The organism is Streptomyces sp. NBC_00400, assembly GCF_036048035.1.
GTDB lineage: Bacteria > Actinomycetota > Actinomycetes > Streptomycetales > Streptomycetaceae > Streptomyces.
In genome coordinates this window covers 4,999,387-5,015,755 of sequence record NZ_CP107940.1, presented here as the reverse complement: position 1 = coordinate 5,015,755, position 16,369 = coordinate 4,999,387, and the positions used below count along the sequence as shown (strand labels likewise).

Here is a 16,369-nt window from a genome sequence, read left to right as displayed (position 1 = left end):
TCTACGCGATACCGAAGAAAAGTTTGTTCACACGGGGAGACGCATGTCCTGGCGCAGCATATTCATCGAAGACGACTCGGCCTGGCCCGGCGTCAAGTTCAATCCGGCCAAGGGAGATCTGGACCAGATCCAGGCACTCGCTTCGGATGTGAAGTCCGTCGGCGACCAGCTCGACGAACTCGACCATATGCTCAAGTCGATCGGTAAGAGCGACGGCGCATGGGAAGGTGAAGCGGCGCAGAACTTCGCGAAGAAGCTCGGCGAACTGCCCAAGTACCTTCACCAGGGCAGCGAATCCATGCACGACTGCGCAAAGGCTTTGCGGGGCTGGCACACCCACCTGCAGGGATTCCAGCACAAGGCCGAAAAGATCGAGACGGAGGCCGCGGCGACCCGCAAGGACGTGACGGCCAACCGAGAGCACTACGACCGGCTGAAAAAGCGGTACGACGACCTCAACCTGATGACTGTGGATGCGGAGGACCCCGGGTTCAAGCAGCTCATCGCCGACATCGACACGGCCACGCACAAGATCGACAACTCCCAGGACAAGCTGGACGACCTCGTCCGCGAGGCCGAGCGCATCTACGCCCAGTGGAAGGACCGCGCAGGCGAGGCCGAACGCGCGATCCTCAAGGCCTCGGAGAACCACCCGCCGGACCTCCACTGGTGGAACAAGGCGATCGACGGCCTGAAGGGCGCGTGGCGGGGGTTCAAGGACTGGCTGGTGGAGCACGCGGACACGCTCTCCACCATCTCCGCCGGTCTCGCGGCCGCCGCCCTGGCGGTCAATGTGATTCCTGTGGTCGGCCAGGCGGCATCCGCTCTCCTGGGCGGCGCCTCCGCCGTCTGCGCAGCCGGTGCCATGGCGGGGCACTGGATGGGCATGGCGCGCGGCAACGGCACGCCGGGCTGGAAGATCGGACTGGACGCCTTGGGGGTCATCCCCGGAGTCGGCGGCGTGTTCAAGGCGGCGGGAGCGGGCTTCAAGGAGGCCGGCGCCGCGGCAAAGCTGACGACAAAGATCGGTGGTGCCGTCAAGGGCCTCGGCAACGTCAAGGCGATCGCACGTGAGACACCCGGCGCGATCCGCGAGGGTCTTGCGAAGCCACTCAGCATGAAGTGGATGAACAAGGGGCTGGGGGCGGTCGGAAAGGAGCTCTCGGACGGCACCATTCACGGCATTCAGCTCGCCACGAAGGCAGGCTCGTTCCTCCACGGCACCGCTCAGCACCCCGGTGGCGAGTCCCAGGCCGCCTCGGGAAGCAAGTTCCATCAGACACTCGCGGCCTGAGCGACGGGAGAAGCGCACGAATGTCACAAGCAGAACCAAGCATCGGTGAATCTGCCGTAGCGGCACCGCCACCGGCCCGTCGGGCGGGGCAGTTGCGCATCGGCTGGATCATGCCGGAGTTCATCCGGGAACTTCCGGTGGACGCCCCCGATATGGAAGCGGTGGCCGATAGCCTTCATGCGCTCGCCACCGACCTGATGCCCGAGCACTCCGCGGACGATCAGTTTCGCTTCGCACTCGGGATCGGCGCCCAGTTGGAGGCGATGGCCGAAGCCAACGTCATCTACGCGGGTATGTGCTTCCTGGAAGTGGAAGGACGACCCACGGCATCCACGATCGTCGTCAGCCAGGTCGAGCACGACAGCGAGGACGAGGCGTCCGTGCTGCGCACTACCCGCGAATTGCTGGAGCGCAAGCACCCCGACGACGAATTCCAGACGGTGGAGCTTCCGTGCGGCCCCGCTCTCACCCGAGTCGGTGGCTCAGGGTTCGTCATGGCAGCGGAGGCGTCACCCACGGGCCGGGAAGAGCTGATCTCGCAATCCGAGATACAGGTGTTCATACCGTTGCCGGACACCGCAGAGATGCTGATCTTTGAGCTCGCTTCCCCGTCACCGGAGGGCTGGGACCTGCACTCCGAGCTCTTCGCCGAGATCCTCAAGACCATCGACTGGGGTACCGACCAAGAGGTCGAGGACTATCGGGCCATGCGGCAGAGCGCCCCGGCCACGGTCGAGCCGGCGGACGGGGTGAAGCAGGAGCTGTATTGGCACTCCAGCCGACTGATGGATGCCGTGGCACTGCAGGGCAGCATGGGCGGCGGAGACGTCGCCTCCCTCACCTGCCCCGAGTGCTGGGACAAGGGTCTGCGGTCCGCTTGTTCAGCCCGGCACAGTTGGTACATCGGCGAGGTGACGAACGGCGATCTCAGCCGCGCGCTGCCGCGGGTGGTCGAGTGCTTCGCGTCGCAAGGATGGCGGAAGGACGGCGAGGTCACCGGAGAACGGGCCAGCCTTCGGGCCGGGGACGAGGCGCCCGAGCGGTCGGTGGGTCATGCGCTCACGGCCTCGGTGGACACCGGCACCGGCCGGTTTACCGCCGAGGTGACCTCACCGTGCACCCGTGCCTCGGCCCCTGCCGATTCCCTGTTCGGCTAAGAGGAGCTGAGAACACTTGCGGGCCGATCTGGAGCAGAAAATCCCCGCCGTACTGCCCGTGGGCGAGGTGTACCTGGGCGGTTTCACCACGTCGCGCTCGCCATGCGCCACCGGTACGGGCGGCTGCGATGTGCCGGACAAGCGACGGCCCCGGGTACTGGCCGACAGCCGGTCCAGTTCTGGCGATTTCCTGGGTAAGTTCGGCGAATTCGTCTTCCGGTTCCTGACCGCCGATTTTTCGTCGCCCGGTCAGTTCGACAGGGTGACGGATCCTGCCAAGAGGGCGAAGGCGCAGAAGCGGAAAAAGTCGTTCTTCGGCGGCTGGGACAGCTTGGCCGGCCAGTGGCTGGCGGCAGCTCAGCCGCGGACCAAGGTGGGTGTCGTTACCGCGGTCGCGCTCACCGAAGGAAATTTCCACTTCGTGTACGCGCAGTACAACCGCTGGAACGGGAAACTGGACGAGGCGATCGAACCGGGTCCGGTTTTCCGCCGGTACTGCCTTTCCTGGACCCGTCTGACCGGCGCCCACGACCACGACGTGCAGCTGGGTTTCGCCGATGGCTCGTGGGGGACGCTGTTCGGCCCCGGCACAGACGAATGCGCGAAGTACTTCCCGCACACCCTCGGCAAGCGGGATCCCATCCCGTAGCCCTGCAATCGCGGAGCCGCGGGACTGCCACCCAGCGTTCAGCGCCCCGCCGCCCCGAAACAACACACCCCACCCCCGAAAGGAAGCGCCCACGTCATGGAGCCCGGCCTGATGGCAAGCATCACCTCCGTGCTGCCCGCGAATGAGCAGTTGGTGGGGGCCTTCGAGGTCGGCCGCGCGCTGTCCGACCGCCGGGAGGACGATGCCGATGTGCCTCCCGACCGGCAGCCGAAGGTGCTGGTCGGGCACAGCAGGCCGGGAGACCGGCGGCGCGGCTTCCTCTCCTTTCTTTTTGACACCGCGACGCTCACCGACCCGAAACCCGGGCCGGTCAAGGCCACCGGCGACCCCGCGGCCCGGGTGAAGCGGCAGAAGAAGAACGGGCGTTTCTTCGGCACCTGGGACAGCCTGGCGGGCCAGTGGCTGGCGGCCGGTCAGCCGCATGCGGAGACCGGCGTCATCACCTTTGTCGCGCTCACCGAACGTCAGCTGCGTTTTGTGTACGTGCAGAACATCCGGCGGTCAGAGACCGGCCGCGCGGTCGAGTCGGGCGCCTGCTTTCCCCCTACCGCCCTGGCCTGGACGCGTCACCGCGCCGGCGGGCGGAAGGAGTTCCAGTTCGGTTTCGCCGACGGCTCCTGGGGGACGTTGATGGTCCCCCAGGACAAGGAATTCCTGGCGCTGTTTCCCGGAACGCTCACCCACAAGGATCCCATTCCGTAACCGCTCCCACCGGCTCCAGGAATTCCAGCCGGTTGCCCACCGGGTCGGCCGAGTAGAAACGCCGGTGGCCCGGCAGGTGGTCGTCCCAGGTGACGGTGACTCCGGCGGCGGAGAGGCGGGCGGCGAGGGCGTCGATGCCGTGGACGCGGATGCCGGGGTGGGCTTTCTTCGAGGGGCGGAAGTCCGCCTCGATGCCCAGGTGGAGCCGGGCCGTACCGGCCTCGAACCAGCATCCTCCGCGGGCCGCGAGCGCCGGCGGTTTGGGGGCCTCCGTCATGCCGAGGAGGTCCGCGTAGTAGGCGCGCAGGGCGTCTTCGGTACCGGGGGGTGCGGCGAGCTGGATGTGGTCGAGGCCGGTGATCACGACGTATGCGCCTCTGAGGGGATGAGTCGGAGCGTGACAGACAGACATCAGGGGCATCCGCCGGTATCAGCCGGCCGCCGGCTTCCGGGCGACGGCGAAGATGCGGCGGAAAGGGAAGACGGTGCCGTGCGGGCCGGTGGGGTAGGCCTTGCGGAGGGCGTCGCGGTATTCGGCGAGGAAGGCCTCGCGGGCGGGCGGGTCGTTCTCCAGGGCGGTCAGGACGGGGCGCAGGGCGGTGCCCTTGACCCAGTCGAGGACGGGGTCGTCGCCCTTCAGGAGTTGGACGTAGGTGGTTTCCCATACGTCGGTGGCACAGCCCAGGTCGGTAAGGCGCTCCAGGTAATCGGCCGGTTCGAGGATGTGGACGAAGCGGCGGCCGTGCGGGGTGAGCCGTTCGCGCCATTGGGGGGCGTCGCACAGTTCGCCGAGGAGGGCGTGGCTGGGCGAGGTGAAGTTGCCGGGGACCTGGAAGGCGAACGTGCCGCCGGGGACGAGGGCATCGATCCAACGGGCGAAGGAATACGGGTGGTTGGGGACCCACTGCAGCGCCGCGTTGGACACGATCAGGTCGTAGGTCTCCTCGGGGGCCCAGTCCGCGGCGTCGGCGGGGGCGAAGTCGAGGTGGCCGCCGCCCGCGGTGGGGCCGGCGTGGGCCTCGGCTTCCTTCAGCATCTCCGGGGAGTTGTCGTATCCGGTGATGTGGGAGTCGGGCCAGCGTGCGGCAAGCACGGCGGTGACGTTTCCGGGACCGCAGCCGAGGTCGGCGATGCGGGCGGGGCGGTCCTGCCGGGGCAGGCCGGGTATCCGGGCGAGAAGGTCGTGGAAGGGGCGGGTACGGTGCCCGGAGTGGCGAAGGTATTGCTGCGGATCCCAGATGGGTGCGTCGTGCATGAGCGAAACCCCTTTGCCGATGCAGGGCTGATACAAGGCTGGCACGGTCGGATTCGGGCCGTCTCGGCTGGAAACCGAGCCCCCGCCGACGATGCCCCATAGTCCAGCGAAATATATCTCGACGTCAAGAGACTTCATGTCGACAGACCCTCTACACTGATCGTCATGGAGGACGAGGTCGATCGACTGGTCGCAGCTTGGCGCCGCGAGCGCCCGGACCTCGACGTGGAACCACTTGAGGTCCTCAGCCGTGTCTCCAGGCTGGCCAGACACCTTGACCGGGCCCGCCGTATCGCCTTTTCCGAGGTGGGTCTGGAGCCCTGGGAATTCGACGTACTCACCGCGCTGCGGCGCGCCGGGGCGCCGTATCAGCTCTCCCCCGGGGCGCTGCTGACCCAGACCCTGGTCACCTCGGGGACGATGACCAACCGCATCGACCGGCTCGCCAAGAAGAACCTGGTCGAGCGCCTGCCCGACCCGAACGACCGGCGCGGAGTGCTGGTCAGGCTGACGGCCGAGGGCCGCGACAAGGCCGACCAGTCGCTGGCCGGGCTGCTGATACAGGAGCGCGCGATCCTCGCCGAGCTCTCCCGCCAGCAGCGCGGCGAACTGGCCGGTCTGCTGCGGCGGTTGACCGGACCGTTCGACAACATCCCGGGGTAGGCCAGGGCGGGACCCGCGTGCACAGAGCCCGGCGCACACCGCATTTTTTGGTGGCGCGCATGCGACTCACGTGCGCCCCCTGAATCTGCACGCGCCCCTCTGCTCCTCCCTCTCCTCCCCCGTCCCCTTGCCCGCCGCTCGTCCCGTGGGCTTGGATCGCGCCATGAGCCAGCAGCGCGCACCGCACCCGGCGAACGGCCCGTACGGCAAGCGGTTCGAGGGCCGTACGGTCCTGGTGACCGGTGCCGCCGCCGGGATCGGGGCGGCCACCGCCGACCGGCTGGCGGCCGAGGGGGCCGGCGTGCTGCTGCTGGACATCGACGACGCGCGCGGCGAACACACCGCGCGGCGGATCCGGGCGGCCGGCGGCCATGCCTCGTACGAGCACTGCGATGTGGCGGACGAGGACGGCTGGCGGCGGGCGGTCGAGGCGGCCCGGCGGCGCTACGGACCGGTGGACGCGCTGGTCAGCAACGCCTTTCTGCCGTATGTGGCGTCCGCGGGACAGACCCCGCTCACGGACTGGGACCGGCAGCTCGCGGTCAATCTCACCGGCTCCTTCCTCGGTGTGCGCGCCGCCCTGGACGATCTGCGGACGCGCCGTGGCGCGGTGGTGCTGACCTCGTCGGTGCATGCGCTGATCGGGCTGCCGGGGCGGCCCGCGTACGCCGCGGCCAAGGCCGGGCTGACCGGGCTGGGGCGTCAACTGGCCGTCGAATACGGGCCGGAGGTCCGGGTCAACAGCGTGCTGCCGGGCCCCGTGCTGACGGCGGCCTGGGACGGTGTCAGCGAGGAGGAGCGGCGGGCCAGCGCCGCGCAGACGGCGGCGCGGCGGCTGGGGCGGCCCGAGGAGGTCGCCGCCGCCATCGCCTTCCTGCTCTCCCCCGAGGCGTCCTTCGTCACGGGCGCGAGCCTCGTCGTCGACGGGGGCTGGAGCGTGTACAAGAACTCTTCGTGAGCCGGTTCCGGTGACGGCGGGCCGCGGCGCCCCCGCCAGGGCGTCGATCCGTAGGGGGATCCGTTCGACCCGTAGGGGGATCCATGGGCATCCATTTCGGCGGCGACTACAACCCCGAGCAGTGGCCCGAGGAGGTGTGGGCCGAGGATCTGAAGCTGATGAAGGCGGCCCGTGTCACCATGGTCACCGCGGGGATCTTCTCCTGGGCCAGGGTCGAACCCCGGCCCGGGGCCTGGGACTTCGGCTGGTTCGACCGTGTCATGGACGGGCTGGCGGGCGCCGGGATCGCCGTCTGCCTGGCCACCATGACCGCCTCGCCCCCGCCGTGGCTCTCCCACGCACACCCCGAGATCCTGCCCGAGGACGCCGACGGCCGGCGCCGCTGGCCCGGCGCGCGGCAGCACTACTGCCCCTCCAGCCCCGTCTACCGGGCACACGCCCTGCGCCTGGTCGAACAACTCGCCGCCCGCTACGCCGGCCACCCGGCGCTGGCCCTGTGGCACGTCGGCAACGAATACGGGTGCCACACCCGCCAGTGCTACTGCGAGGTGTCGGCCGACGACTTCCGGCGCTGGCTGCGCGCACGCTACGGGGACATCGACGCGCTCAACGCCGCCTGGTCGACGGCCTTCTGGTCGCAGGCCTACGGCGACTTCGACGAGGTGCTGCCGCCCCGCACCGCGCCCACCTTCCCCAACCCCGCCCAGCAGCTGGACTACCTGCGCTTCGGCGACGCGGCCCTGCGCGCCTGCTATCTGGCCGAAAAGGCGGTGCTGGAGCGCCTGACCCCCGCAATTCCGGTCACCACCAATCTGATGCCGCAGCACAAGCCCGTCGACGCGTTCGCCTGGTCCGCCCATATGGACGCGATGGCGCTGGACTTCTACCAGGACCCGTACGCACCCGAGGACCACCTCCGGGCCGGCTATGTCTTCGACCTGATGCGCTCGGCGCGCTCCGGGCAGCCCTGGATGCTGCTGGAGCAGGCACCGGGCGCGGTCAACTGGCGGCCCCGCAACGGCCCCAAGCCGCCCGGCGCGATGCGGCTGTGGAGCTGGCAGGCCGTCGCGCAGGGCGCGGACGCGGTGCTGTACTTCCAGTGGCGGCAGTCGCTGGGCGGCGCGGAGAAGTTCCACTCGGCGATGCTGCCGCACGGCGGGACCGGCACCCGTATCTTCCGCGAAGTGGCGGATCTGGGGCGGGAGCTGGCGTCGCTGCCCGGCATCGAGGGGACCCGGTCACGGGCCTCGGTGGCGCTGCTGGCGGACTGGCACAGCTGGTGGGCGCTGGAGCTGGACTCCAAGCCGTCATCCGCGCTGGACCACTCCCGGATCGCGCTGGATCATTACCGGCCGCTGTTCGAGGCGGGCGTGGCCTGCGATGTGATCCCGCCGCAGCGTGACCTGTCCGGCTACCGGCTGGTCGTGGCGCCCAATCTGTATCTGCTCACCGCGGACGACGCCGCGCGGCTGACCGCCTATGTGCGGGACGGCGGGCACCTGCTGGTGTCGTTCTTCTCCGGGATCGTCGACGCGCACGACCGGGTGCACCCCGGCGGATATCCGGGGGCGCTGCGGGAGCTGCTGGGGCTGCGGGTGGAGGAGTTCTGGCCGCTGGACGAGGGCCGGTCGGTGGCGGTCGGCGGTGGGGGTACCTCCCTGCTCGACCGGAGTGGAGAGCTTGGGGGAGCCCTTACGGGGCGGGCGGATCTGTGGTCGGAGGCCATCGGCCTCGAAGGGGCCGAGGCGCTCGCCCGCTTCACGGACGGGGACCTCGCCGGGCGGCCCGCGGTGACCCGGCACGCCTACGGGCGGGGCACGGTCTGGTACGTGGGCACCCGGCTCGACGCGGCGCCGATGCGGGCCCTGCTGGACGGCGTACGGGCGGCGGCCGGGGTCACGCCCGTACTGCCGGGGCTGCCGGGGGGCGTCCAGGCCACCGTCCGCGAGGGCGCCGGCGGGCGGTATCTCTTCCTGCTCAACCACGGGGCCGAGGCCGTGGAGGCCGTGCTGCCGGGGCCGATGCGGGAGGTGCTGGCGGCGGCGGACGGGGCGGGCGAGGGCGCGGGCGGGGCCGGGGCCGGTTCCGGGGCCGTCGACCGGGTCAGGCTGGAGCCCCGGGGCGTGGCCGTGCTGACCGAGCCCGGCGCGTAGGGCGGCGCGCAGGGCGGCGGTCCTGCGCGCGAGCGGCGCTCCCGCGCCCGCGCGCGGCGCGCTCGCGGGGCCTCAAGACCGGCGCACCCCATCGACCGCCCGCCCCCTGCGCCCACGAGGCTCCAGGGCCCTCAGCCCCTCACGGCACCGGCACCGACGCCGCCGCGGCCGCCGCCTCCAGTTCGACCGGGCCGACCCCGGCCCGGCGGGCCAGCGCGACCGCCGCGAGGGTGGAGTGCACCCCGAGCTTGCCGAGCACGTTCTGCATATGGGTACGGACCGTGTGCGGCGAGAGGAACAGCCGCTCGGCGACCGCCTTGCGGCCCAGGCCCGCCACCATGCAGCGCAGCACCTCGCGCTCGCGCGGGGTCAGCGACTCCACCAGCCGTTCGCTCTCGGAGCGGTGCTTGCGGGCCGCCGTCAGCTCCCGCAGCACACCGGTCAGCAGCGCGGGCGGCAGATGCGTCTCGTCGCGGAGCACGCCGCGGATGACGGCGAGCAGCCGGGAGAGCGAGCAGTCCTTGGCGACCCAGCCGGCGGCGCCGGCCTGCAGCGCGGCGGCCGCGCGGCGCGGGTCGTCACGGTCGGCGAGGACGACGGTGCGCAGATACGGATGGCTGGTGCGCAGGCCGGAGACCAGCGCGATGCCGTCCCGCGGCACGGCGCGCGGCACCGCGTCGCGCGGCGCCCCCTGCGCGGGCACCGCGAGCAGCGGCGCGGCGAGGTCGGCGTCGGCGAGCAGCACGTCGAACCGGCGGCCGTCGGTGACCGCCCGGTCCAGATTGCGCAGCGCCGCGGGGGCGCTGCCCGCGGCCGCTACGTCCACGTCCTGTTCCGCGGCGAGCGCGGCCGCCAGGGATTCGGCGAAGATGCGGTGGTCGTCGACCACCAGAACCCGGATGCGTTGCACAGAGACCCCCTGTCTCGGTGAACGGACCATAGCGGGCACGACGCCCGGATTGAAGATCGCCTCAGCCGCACGGCCGCCGCCGTGCCGACAGGACTACCCCACCCCGGGCGCCGTACCCGAACGGTCTCGCCCCCTGATCGGCACCGGCCCCCACCGGTGCAGGGTCCCAGCGTACGGACGGGTTGCGGCAAGGGAAGGTGATTGACGAAACTGCCCCTCCACCCGGGCCGTTCGGCGCCCGCCCGGTGGCCGCGCGCCGCCCGGCACGCCCTACTCGACGCGGTGTGCTCCCGCGCTCGGGACGGCCTCGAAGATCCGCGGGGCGGCATGGCCGGCCGCCGCGAAGGCCTCGGTGACCGCCGCGCCGACGGCGGGGGCGTCGGCCTCCTCCACGAGCACGATCGCCGAGCCGCCGAAGCCGCCGCCGGTCATCCGGGCCCCGAGGGCACCCGCGGCGTTGGCGGTGTCGACGGCGAGGTCGAGTTCCCGGCAGGAGATCTTGAAGTCGTCGCGCAGCGAGGCGTGGCCGGTCGTCAGCAGCGGGCCGATGGCACGGGTGCGGCCCGCATCGAGCAGTGCGACGACCTCTTCGACCCGGTGGTTCTCGGTGACGATGTGCCGGACGAGGGCCTGGGTGACGGGGTCGTCGGCCAGCCCGGCCAAGGCCTCGGGCAGATGCGCGTACGGCACATCGCGCAGGGCTCGCACGCCGAGCGCCCGCGCGCCACGCTCACAACCGGCGCGCCGCTCGGCATATGCGCCGTCCCCCAGCTCGTGCTTCACCCGGGTGTCCACGACGAGGAGCCGCAGCCCCTCCCCCGCCAGGTCGAACGGGATCTGGCGGCGGGTGAGTGCGCGGGTGTCGAGGAAGAGGGCATGGCCCGCGGTGCAGCAGGCCGCGGCGGTCTGGTCCATGATCCCGCAGGGCACGCCGACGAAGGCGTTCTCGGCCCGCTGGGCGAGCCGGGCCAGTTGCTGCGGCTCCTGGCCGAGCGCGTAGAGACCATTGAGGGCGAGCGCGGTGACGACCTCCAGGGCGGCGGAGGAGGAGAGCCCGGCGCCGGTGGGCACCGTGCTGTCGTAGTGCAGGTCCGCGCCCCCGACCGGCAGGCCGGCCTCCCGCATCGCCCAGACGACACCGGCCGGGTACGCGGCCCAACCTGCTTGGGGGTCGGGTTCGGGGCGCAGTGCGTCGATGCGCAGTTCGACGATGCCGCCGTCGGCGCCGCCGGAGTGCAGCCGCAGCACCCCGTCGGTGCGGGCCGAGGCGGCGGCGAGGGTGGTGTGCGGGAGGGCGAGCGGCATCACGAAGCCGTCGTTGTAATCGGTGTGTTCACCGATCAGGTTGACCCGGCCGGGCGCCGCCCAGGTGCCCGTGGGGGCGGCGCCGTACACCGCGGCGAATTCCGCCGCGGTGTGCTGAGCGCCGTGCGGGCGCTCGGTGGCCGGGTCGGCGGCTCCGTGAGCGGTCATCAGGTCCCCTGTGGTGAGTTGTGGTGGTTTTCCCGGTCGAGGTGCTGGGCGAACTGCCAGGCGTCGGTGACGATTCCGGCGAGGTCGGCGCGGCTGGGGCGCCAGCCGAGGCGGTCGATGGCGGCGTGGGCGGAGGCCACCAGCACGGCGGGGTCGCCGCCGCGGCGCGGGGCGGCGATCTCGGGGATGGGGTGCCCGGTGACCTTGCGGACGGTCTCGATGACCTCGCGGACGGAGAAGCCGTTGCCGTTGCCGAGGTTGCAGATCAGGTGTTCGCCGGGGCCGGCCACGTCGAGGGCGAGGAGGTGGGCCTCGGCGAGGTCGGCGACATGGATGTAGTCGCGTACGCAGGTGCCGTCGGGGGTGGGGTAGTCGTCGCCGAAGACGGAGATCGCCTCGCGCTTGCCCTGGGCGACCTGGAGGACGAGCGGGATGAGGTGCGACTCGGGGTCGTGGCGCTCACCGCAGCTGCCGTAGGCGCCGGCGACGTTGAAGTAGCGCAGCGAGACCGCGGCCAGGCCGTGGGCCGCCGCCTCCCCGCTGATCATGTGGTCGACAGCGAGCTTGCTGGCGCCGTACGGGCTGGTGGGCGCGGTCTCGGCGGACTCGGTGATCGGGGTGGACGCGGGCTCGCCGTAGGTGGCGGCGGTGGAGGAGAAGACGAGGGTACGGACACCGGCGCCGCGCATCGCGGCGAGCAGGTCCATGGTGCCGCCGACGTTGTTGCGCCAGTACTTCTCGGGGTCCACGACGGACTCGCCGACCTGGGAGAAGGCGGCGAAGTGCAGCACCGCGTCATAGGAGGGGTCGAGCCACTTGGCGGCGTCCTGGATGCGGCCCTCGATGAAGCGGGCACCGCCGGGGATGCCCTCGCGATGGCCGGTGGACAGGTCGTCCAGCACGGTCACCTCGTGACCGGCCTGCAGCAGATGCGTCGCAACGACGCTTCCGACGTATCCCGCACCGCCTGTGACCAGGTACTTCTTGCTCACTTGCTCGCTACCTCTCGCAGTCGCTCGGCCGCGGCCTCCGGCGGCACATCATTGATGAACACATTCATGCCGGATTCGGAACCCGCGAGAAACTTCAGCTTGCCGGAAGTGCGGCGGATGGTGAAAAGCTCGAGGTGGAGTGCGAATTCCTCCCGGCTCTCGGCACGCAGCGGCGCCTGGTGCCAGGCGGCGATGTACGGCGTGCGGGCGGCGCCGGGCGCCCGGGGTCCCGGGCTCGTCCCCGTGTCGAAGATCCGGTCGAAGCGCCGCAAGACTTCCAGGTAGACCTGTGGGAACTCGGTGCGCGCGGCGTCGTCGAGGGCGAGCAGGTCGGGGACCCGGCGCTTGGGGTAGAGGTGCACCTCGTAGGGCCAGTGGGCGGCGTACGGGACGAACGCCACCCAGTGCTCGCCGTCGAGGACGATCCGGCGGCCGTCGGCGAGCTCGCCCGCGACCACCTCGTCGAAGAGGTTGCCGCCCGCGGTGGCCGCGCGGTGCGCGGCGAGCGAGGTGAGCATCCGCTCGGTGCGCGGGGTGACGAAGGGGTACGCGTAGATCTGGCCGTGCGGGTGGCCGAGGGTGACGCCGATCTCGGCGCCGCGGTTCTCGAAGCAGAAGACCTGCTCCACACCGGGGAGCTGGGAGAGCTCCCCGGTGCGGTCGGTCCACGCCTCCAGGACCAGGGCGGCCTGCTCCTCGGTGAGGTCGGCGAAGGAGGCGTCGTGGTCGGAGGTGAAGCAGACGACCTCGCAGCGGCCGCTGTCGCCGGCGAGGGACGGGAAGCGGTTCTCGAAGACGGCGACGTCGTAGTCGGCGGCGGGGATCTCGGAGAAGCGGCCTTCGCGGGAGGGGCACAGCGGGCACTCGTCGGCCGGGGGGTGGTAGGTGCGGGCCTGGCGGTGCGAGGCGATGGCGACGTGGTCGCCGAGGAGCCGGTCGTGACGGACCTGGGAGGCGGTGGCCACGGGGTCGAGGGGACGCCGGTCGACCGCATCGCGTACGACGTCGTCACGCGCGTCGTAGTAGATGAGCTCCCTGCCGTCCGCCAGCCGGGTCGACGTCTTCTTCACGGGGGCGCTCCTCACCCTCTGACCAAACACAAACAAACACAATGAAGCACAACTAAACAGTTGCGTCAACGTGGGGACTGCGGGCGGATCCGGGCTGAAGCCCGGCCGAACATTCCGGGCATACCAGCCACCCCGATCACGAAAGCGCAACTGAACCAAACAAAAGTATTCAGTTTCCCGAGGACCGCGCGTAGCTTTTTGTGCGTTCCGCTCACACAACGATGTGTCCTCCGGGGGCCGCGCTCCCGACCCGCGAAATGAGTCGCCCATGATCACCCTGGCCGAGGGGCTACGGCTCCCCACCAACGGGCTCGATTACACGATCCTGGCCATCTACTTCGTCGTCGTCCTCGGCATCGGATTCGCGGCCAAACGCAGCGTGAAGACGAGCCTGGACTTCTTCCTCTCCGGGCGGTCGCTGCCTGCCTGGGTCACCGGCCTCGCCTTCGTCGCCGCCAACCTCGGCGCCACCGAGATCCTCGGTATGGCCGCCAACGGTGCGCAGTACGGGGCCTACACCGTGCACTGGTACTGGATCGGCGCCATCCCGGCGATGGTCTTCCTCGGCCTGGTGATGATGCCGTTCTACTACGGCTCCAAGGTCCGCTCGGTGCCCGAATTCCTGCTGCACCGCTTCGGGCCCTCCTCGCACCTGCTCAGTTCGGTCATCTTCGCCGTCTCGTCCGTACTGATCGCCGGCGTGAACCTCTACGCCATGGCGATCGTGCTGCAGGCGCTGCTGGGCTGGCCGCAGTGGGTCGCGATCGTCGTCGCCGGTGTCTTCGTCCTGGCGTACATCACCATCGGCGGCCTGTCCTCGGCGATCTACAACGAGGTGCTGCAGTTCTTCGTCATCCTCGCCGCGCTGATCCCGCTGACCATCGTCGGCCTCAAGCGGGTCGGCGGCTGGGACGGCCTGACCAGCTCGCTCGACTCCTCACACGGCGACGCGTTCCTGACGGCCTGGAAGGGCACCGGCATCGGCGAGGCCAACCCGCTCGGCGCGAACTGGCTCACCATCGTCCTCGGCCTCGGCTTCGTCATGAGCTTCGGCTACTGGACGACCAACTTCGCCGAGGTGCAGCGCGCGCTGTCCGCGAAGAACCTCTCCGCCGCCAAGCGCACCCCGCTGATCGCCGCCTTCCCCAAGATCTTCATACCGCTGGTGGTGGTCGTCCCCGGCCTGATCGCGCTGGTCATGGAGCCGACGCTGGGCAAGTCCAAGGACGGGCTGCAGTACAACGACGCGATCCCGGTGCTGATGCGGGACCTGCTGCCCAACGGCGTGCTGGGCATCGCGGTGACCGGTCTGCTGGCGGCGTTCATGGCGGGCATGGCCGCCAACGTCTCGTCCTTCAACACGGTCTTCACCAACGACATCTGGGCGGCGTACCTCAAGAAGGGCCGCGAGGACCGCTACTACCTGAAGACCGGACGTGTGGTCACCGCGGTCGGCGTGCTGATCGGCATGGGCACGGCCTTCATCGCCTCGTCCTTCAGCAACATCATGAACTACCTGCAGACGCTGTTCTCCTTCTTCAACGTGCCCCTGTTCGTCGTCTTCATCATCGGCATGTTCTGGAAGCGGACCAGCGCAGCGGCCGGCTTCTGGGGCCTGCTGTCCGGCACGGTCGCCGCGATGGTCAACTACTTCGGGCTCTACAAGCAGGGCATCATCGCGATCCCCTCCGAGCAGGGCGCCAACTTCGTCTCCTCGATCGTGGCGTTCGTCGTCGGCGCGCTGGTGATGGTGCTCGTCACCCTGGTCACCAAGCCCAAGCCGGCCGAGTCGCTGGCGGGCCTGGTCTACGGCTCCCGGTCTCCCGGCATGGAGGAACTGCCGGCCGAGGGCGACGACGCGTGGTACCGCAAGCCGGCCCTGCTGGGCTGGGGCGCGCTCGTCCTCGCCGCCGTCTGCTACATCCCGTTCTCGTTCTGAACCTGCCTGAACCAGCGGAGTTGACCCACCATGAGTGACTACCAGCACGAGGTCGAGGAGCTGGAGCGCGAGTCGGCGACCGCCGCGCGGCTCTTCGACGTACGGCGCATCATCGGCGGCCTGTTCGTCGTCTACGGGGTGATCGTCACCATCGCCGGCCTGACGGCCTCGGACGCGGACCTCAAGAAGGCCCAGGACATCAACATCAACCTGTGGACGGGCGCGGGCATGCTCGCCCTCGGCCTCTTCTTCCTCATCTGGCTGAAGCTGCGGCCGGCCGTGCCGCCGACGGCCGAGGAACTGGTGGCGGGGAGGGAGGACGGGGACGACCAGGGGTGAGGGGACGGGGGTTAGTGCGGCGGGGCCGGGGGCGAATCAGCCGGGCCCGTCGCAGTAACCGCACCTGCCCCCGCACCCGTCCCCGCAGGGCTCTCCGTCTCCGCCGCGGCGCGCGCGGCACGCCCGCCCGCCGCCCGGTCCAGCAGCCCGGTGCGCGCCGCCAGGGCCGCGGCCTCCAGCCGTGACCCCACCTCCAGCTTCATCAGCACCCGCTGCACATGCGTCCGCGCCGTACTCGGCGCGATGTCCATCCCCGCCGCGATCAGCCGGGTGTCCTCACCGTCCGCGACCCGCATCAAGACCTCGACCTCGCGCGGGGTGAGCAGCTCCAGCAGCCGCGCCCCCTCGTCGTCCGGCTGCGCCGCGGGATGCAGCAACTCCTCGAAGGCCTGCTGCAGCAACTGCGGCGCCACCGCCGCCTCCCCCGCCCGCGCCTTCATCATGGCGCGCTCCACACCTTCGATCCGCTCGTCGTTACGGACGTAACCGGAGGCACCGGCGGCAAAAGCGGCGGCGATCCCGCGCGGACTGGGAACCGGCCCCAGCACCACCACCGCGACCTGCGGCCGCTCCTTCTTGATCCGTACGACCGGGTCGAAGGCGCCGGGACGGGCCGGGGCGGCGGTCCCCAGCAGGCACACCTCGGGCGCCCGGCTCACCACCAGCTCCGCGGCCCCGGCGCTCGGCGCGGCCGCCGCCAGGACGCGGTGCCCGCGCAGCTTCAGCGCCGACGCCAGCGCCTCCGCGAGCAGACGGTGATCGTCCACCACCATGAGCCGCACGCCCATCGAGCA

Annotated in this window: 16 protein-coding genes; 9 read left to right on the top strand and 7 right to left on the bottom strand. The window is 70.6% G+C overall.

Translation table 11 applies throughout. The features are described 5' to 3' along the window. Nucleotides 1-43: 43 nt before the first annotated feature. From OHS81_RS22065 to OHS81_RS22050, 4 genes are all read left to right on the top strand, one after another. Nucleotides 44-1,294: a putative T7SS-secreted protein gene (locus tag OHS81_RS22065; protein ID WP_328386406.1), complete on the top strand. Its 1,251-nt coding sequence runs from the start codon at nucleotides 44-46 to the stop codon at nucleotides 1,292-1,294. Nucleotides 1,295-1,404: 110 nt separating this feature from the next. Continuing rightward, nucleotides 1,405-2,451, top strand: a complete 1,047-nt coding sequence (locus tag OHS81_RS22060; protein ID WP_328386405.1) for a hypothetical protein — start codon at nucleotides 1,405-1,407, stop codon at nucleotides 2,449-2,451. A 16-nt stretch (nucleotides 2,452-2,467) separates the two neighbouring features. Beyond that, nucleotides 2,468-3,100 (top strand): hypothetical protein, encoded by a 633-nt coding sequence (locus tag OHS81_RS22055; RefSeq protein WP_328386404.1) that lies wholly within the window; start codon nucleotides 2,468-2,470, stop codon nucleotides 3,098-3,100. A gap of 111 nt (nucleotides 3,101-3,211) precedes the next feature. Next, nucleotides 3,212-3,823: a hypothetical protein gene (locus tag OHS81_RS22050; protein WP_328386403.1), complete on the top strand. Its 612-nt coding sequence runs from the start codon at nucleotides 3,212-3,214 to the stop codon at nucleotides 3,821-3,823. Here the strand turns inward: OHS81_RS22050 and OHS81_RS22045 are convergent. Next, nucleotides 3,798-4,187, bottom strand: a complete 390-nt coding sequence (locus OHS81_RS22045) for a VOC family protein (RefSeq protein ID WP_328386402.1) — start codon at nucleotides 4,185-4,187, stop codon at nucleotides 3,798-3,800. The genes OHS81_RS22050 and OHS81_RS22045 overlap by 26 nt on opposite strands. 66 nt (nucleotides 4,188-4,253) lie before the next feature. Continuing rightward, complete coding sequence (locus OHS81_RS22040; protein ID WP_328386401.1) at nucleotides 4,254-5,078, bottom strand: trans-aconitate 2-methyltransferase; 825 nt, start codon at nucleotides 5,076-5,078, stop codon at nucleotides 4,254-4,256. Between the two features lie 165 nt (nucleotides 5,079-5,243). On the opposite strand from OHS81_RS22040, the gene OHS81_RS22035 reads away from it, so the two are divergent. The 3 genes from OHS81_RS22035 (at nucleotide 5,244) to OHS81_RS22025 (ending at nucleotide 8,852) form a co-directional block, all read left to right on the top strand. Beyond that, nucleotides 5,244-5,741, top strand: coding sequence for a MarR family winged helix-turn-helix transcriptional regulator (locus OHS81_RS22035; protein ID WP_328386400.1), 498 nt, complete (start codon nucleotides 5,244-5,246; stop codon nucleotides 5,739-5,741). Between the two features lie 163 nt (nucleotides 5,742-5,904). After that, the gene (locus tag OHS81_RS22030) at nucleotides 5,905-6,699 is read left to right on the top strand and encodes an SDR family NAD(P)-dependent oxidoreductase (RefSeq protein ID WP_328386399.1); all 795 of its coding nucleotides are present in this window, start codon (nucleotides 5,905-5,907) and stop codon (nucleotides 6,697-6,699) included. 83 nt (nucleotides 6,700-6,782) lie between these two features. Next, nucleotides 6,783-8,852 carry a beta-galactosidase gene (locus OHS81_RS22025; RefSeq protein WP_328386398.1) on the top strand — a complete coding sequence of 690 codons (2,070 nt, stop codon included), beginning with the start codon at nucleotides 6,783-6,785 and terminating at the stop codon, nucleotides 8,850-8,852. A 139-nt stretch (nucleotides 8,853-8,991) separates the two neighbouring features. Here the strand turns inward: OHS81_RS22025 and OHS81_RS22020 are convergent, their stop codons facing one another. The 4 genes from OHS81_RS22020 to galT all read right to left on the bottom strand — a co-directional run bounded on the left by OHS81_RS22020 (nucleotide 8,992) and on the right by galT (nucleotide 13,297). Continuing rightward, nucleotides 8,992-9,762, bottom strand: a complete 771-nt coding sequence (locus OHS81_RS22020; protein ID WP_328386397.1) for a response regulator transcription factor — start codon at nucleotides 9,760-9,762, stop codon at nucleotides 8,992-8,994. 270 nt (nucleotides 9,763-10,032) lie between these two features. Further along, a complete protein-coding gene (gene galK / locus OHS81_RS22015; RefSeq protein ID WP_328386396.1) occupies nucleotides 10,033-11,235 on the bottom strand; it encodes a galactokinase in 1,203 nt (400 codons plus the stop codon). After that, a complete protein-coding gene (galE, locus tag OHS81_RS22010) occupies nucleotides 11,235-12,227 on the bottom strand; it encodes a UDP-glucose 4-epimerase GalE (RefSeq protein WP_328386395.1) in 993 nt (330 codons plus the stop codon). The genes galK and galE overlap by 1 nt, the downstream gene beginning before the upstream one ends. Next, nucleotides 12,224-13,297: a galactose-1-phosphate uridylyltransferase gene (gene galT, locus OHS81_RS22005; RefSeq protein ID WP_328386394.1), complete on the bottom strand. Its 1,074-nt coding sequence runs from the start codon at nucleotides 13,295-13,297 to the stop codon at nucleotides 12,224-12,226. The genes galE and galT overlap by 4 nt, the downstream gene beginning before the upstream one ends. 268 nt (nucleotides 13,298-13,565) lie before the next feature. Between galT and OHS81_RS22000 the strand changes: the two genes are divergently transcribed. Both OHS81_RS22000 and OHS81_RS21995 read left to right on the top strand, forming a co-directional pair. After that, the gene (locus OHS81_RS22000) at nucleotides 13,566-15,236 is read left to right on the top strand and encodes a sodium:solute symporter family protein (protein ID WP_328386393.1); all 1,671 of its coding nucleotides are present in this window, start codon (nucleotides 13,566-13,568) and stop codon (nucleotides 15,234-15,236) included. 30 nt (nucleotides 15,237-15,266) lie between these two features. Then, entirely contained in the window at nucleotides 15,267-15,575 is a 309-nt protein-coding gene (locus tag OHS81_RS21995) for a hypothetical protein (RefSeq protein WP_328386392.1), read from the top strand. Nucleotides 15,576-15,586: 11 nt separating this feature from the next. Here OHS81_RS21995 and OHS81_RS21990 read toward each other — a convergent pair whose 3' ends face one another. Further along, on the bottom strand, nucleotides 15,587-16,363 hold the full coding sequence (locus tag OHS81_RS21990; RefSeq protein WP_328386391.1) for a response regulator transcription factor: 777 nt from the start codon (nucleotides 16,361-16,363) through the stop codon (nucleotides 15,587-15,589). Between the last annotated feature and the right edge of the window lie 6 nt (nucleotides 16,364-16,369).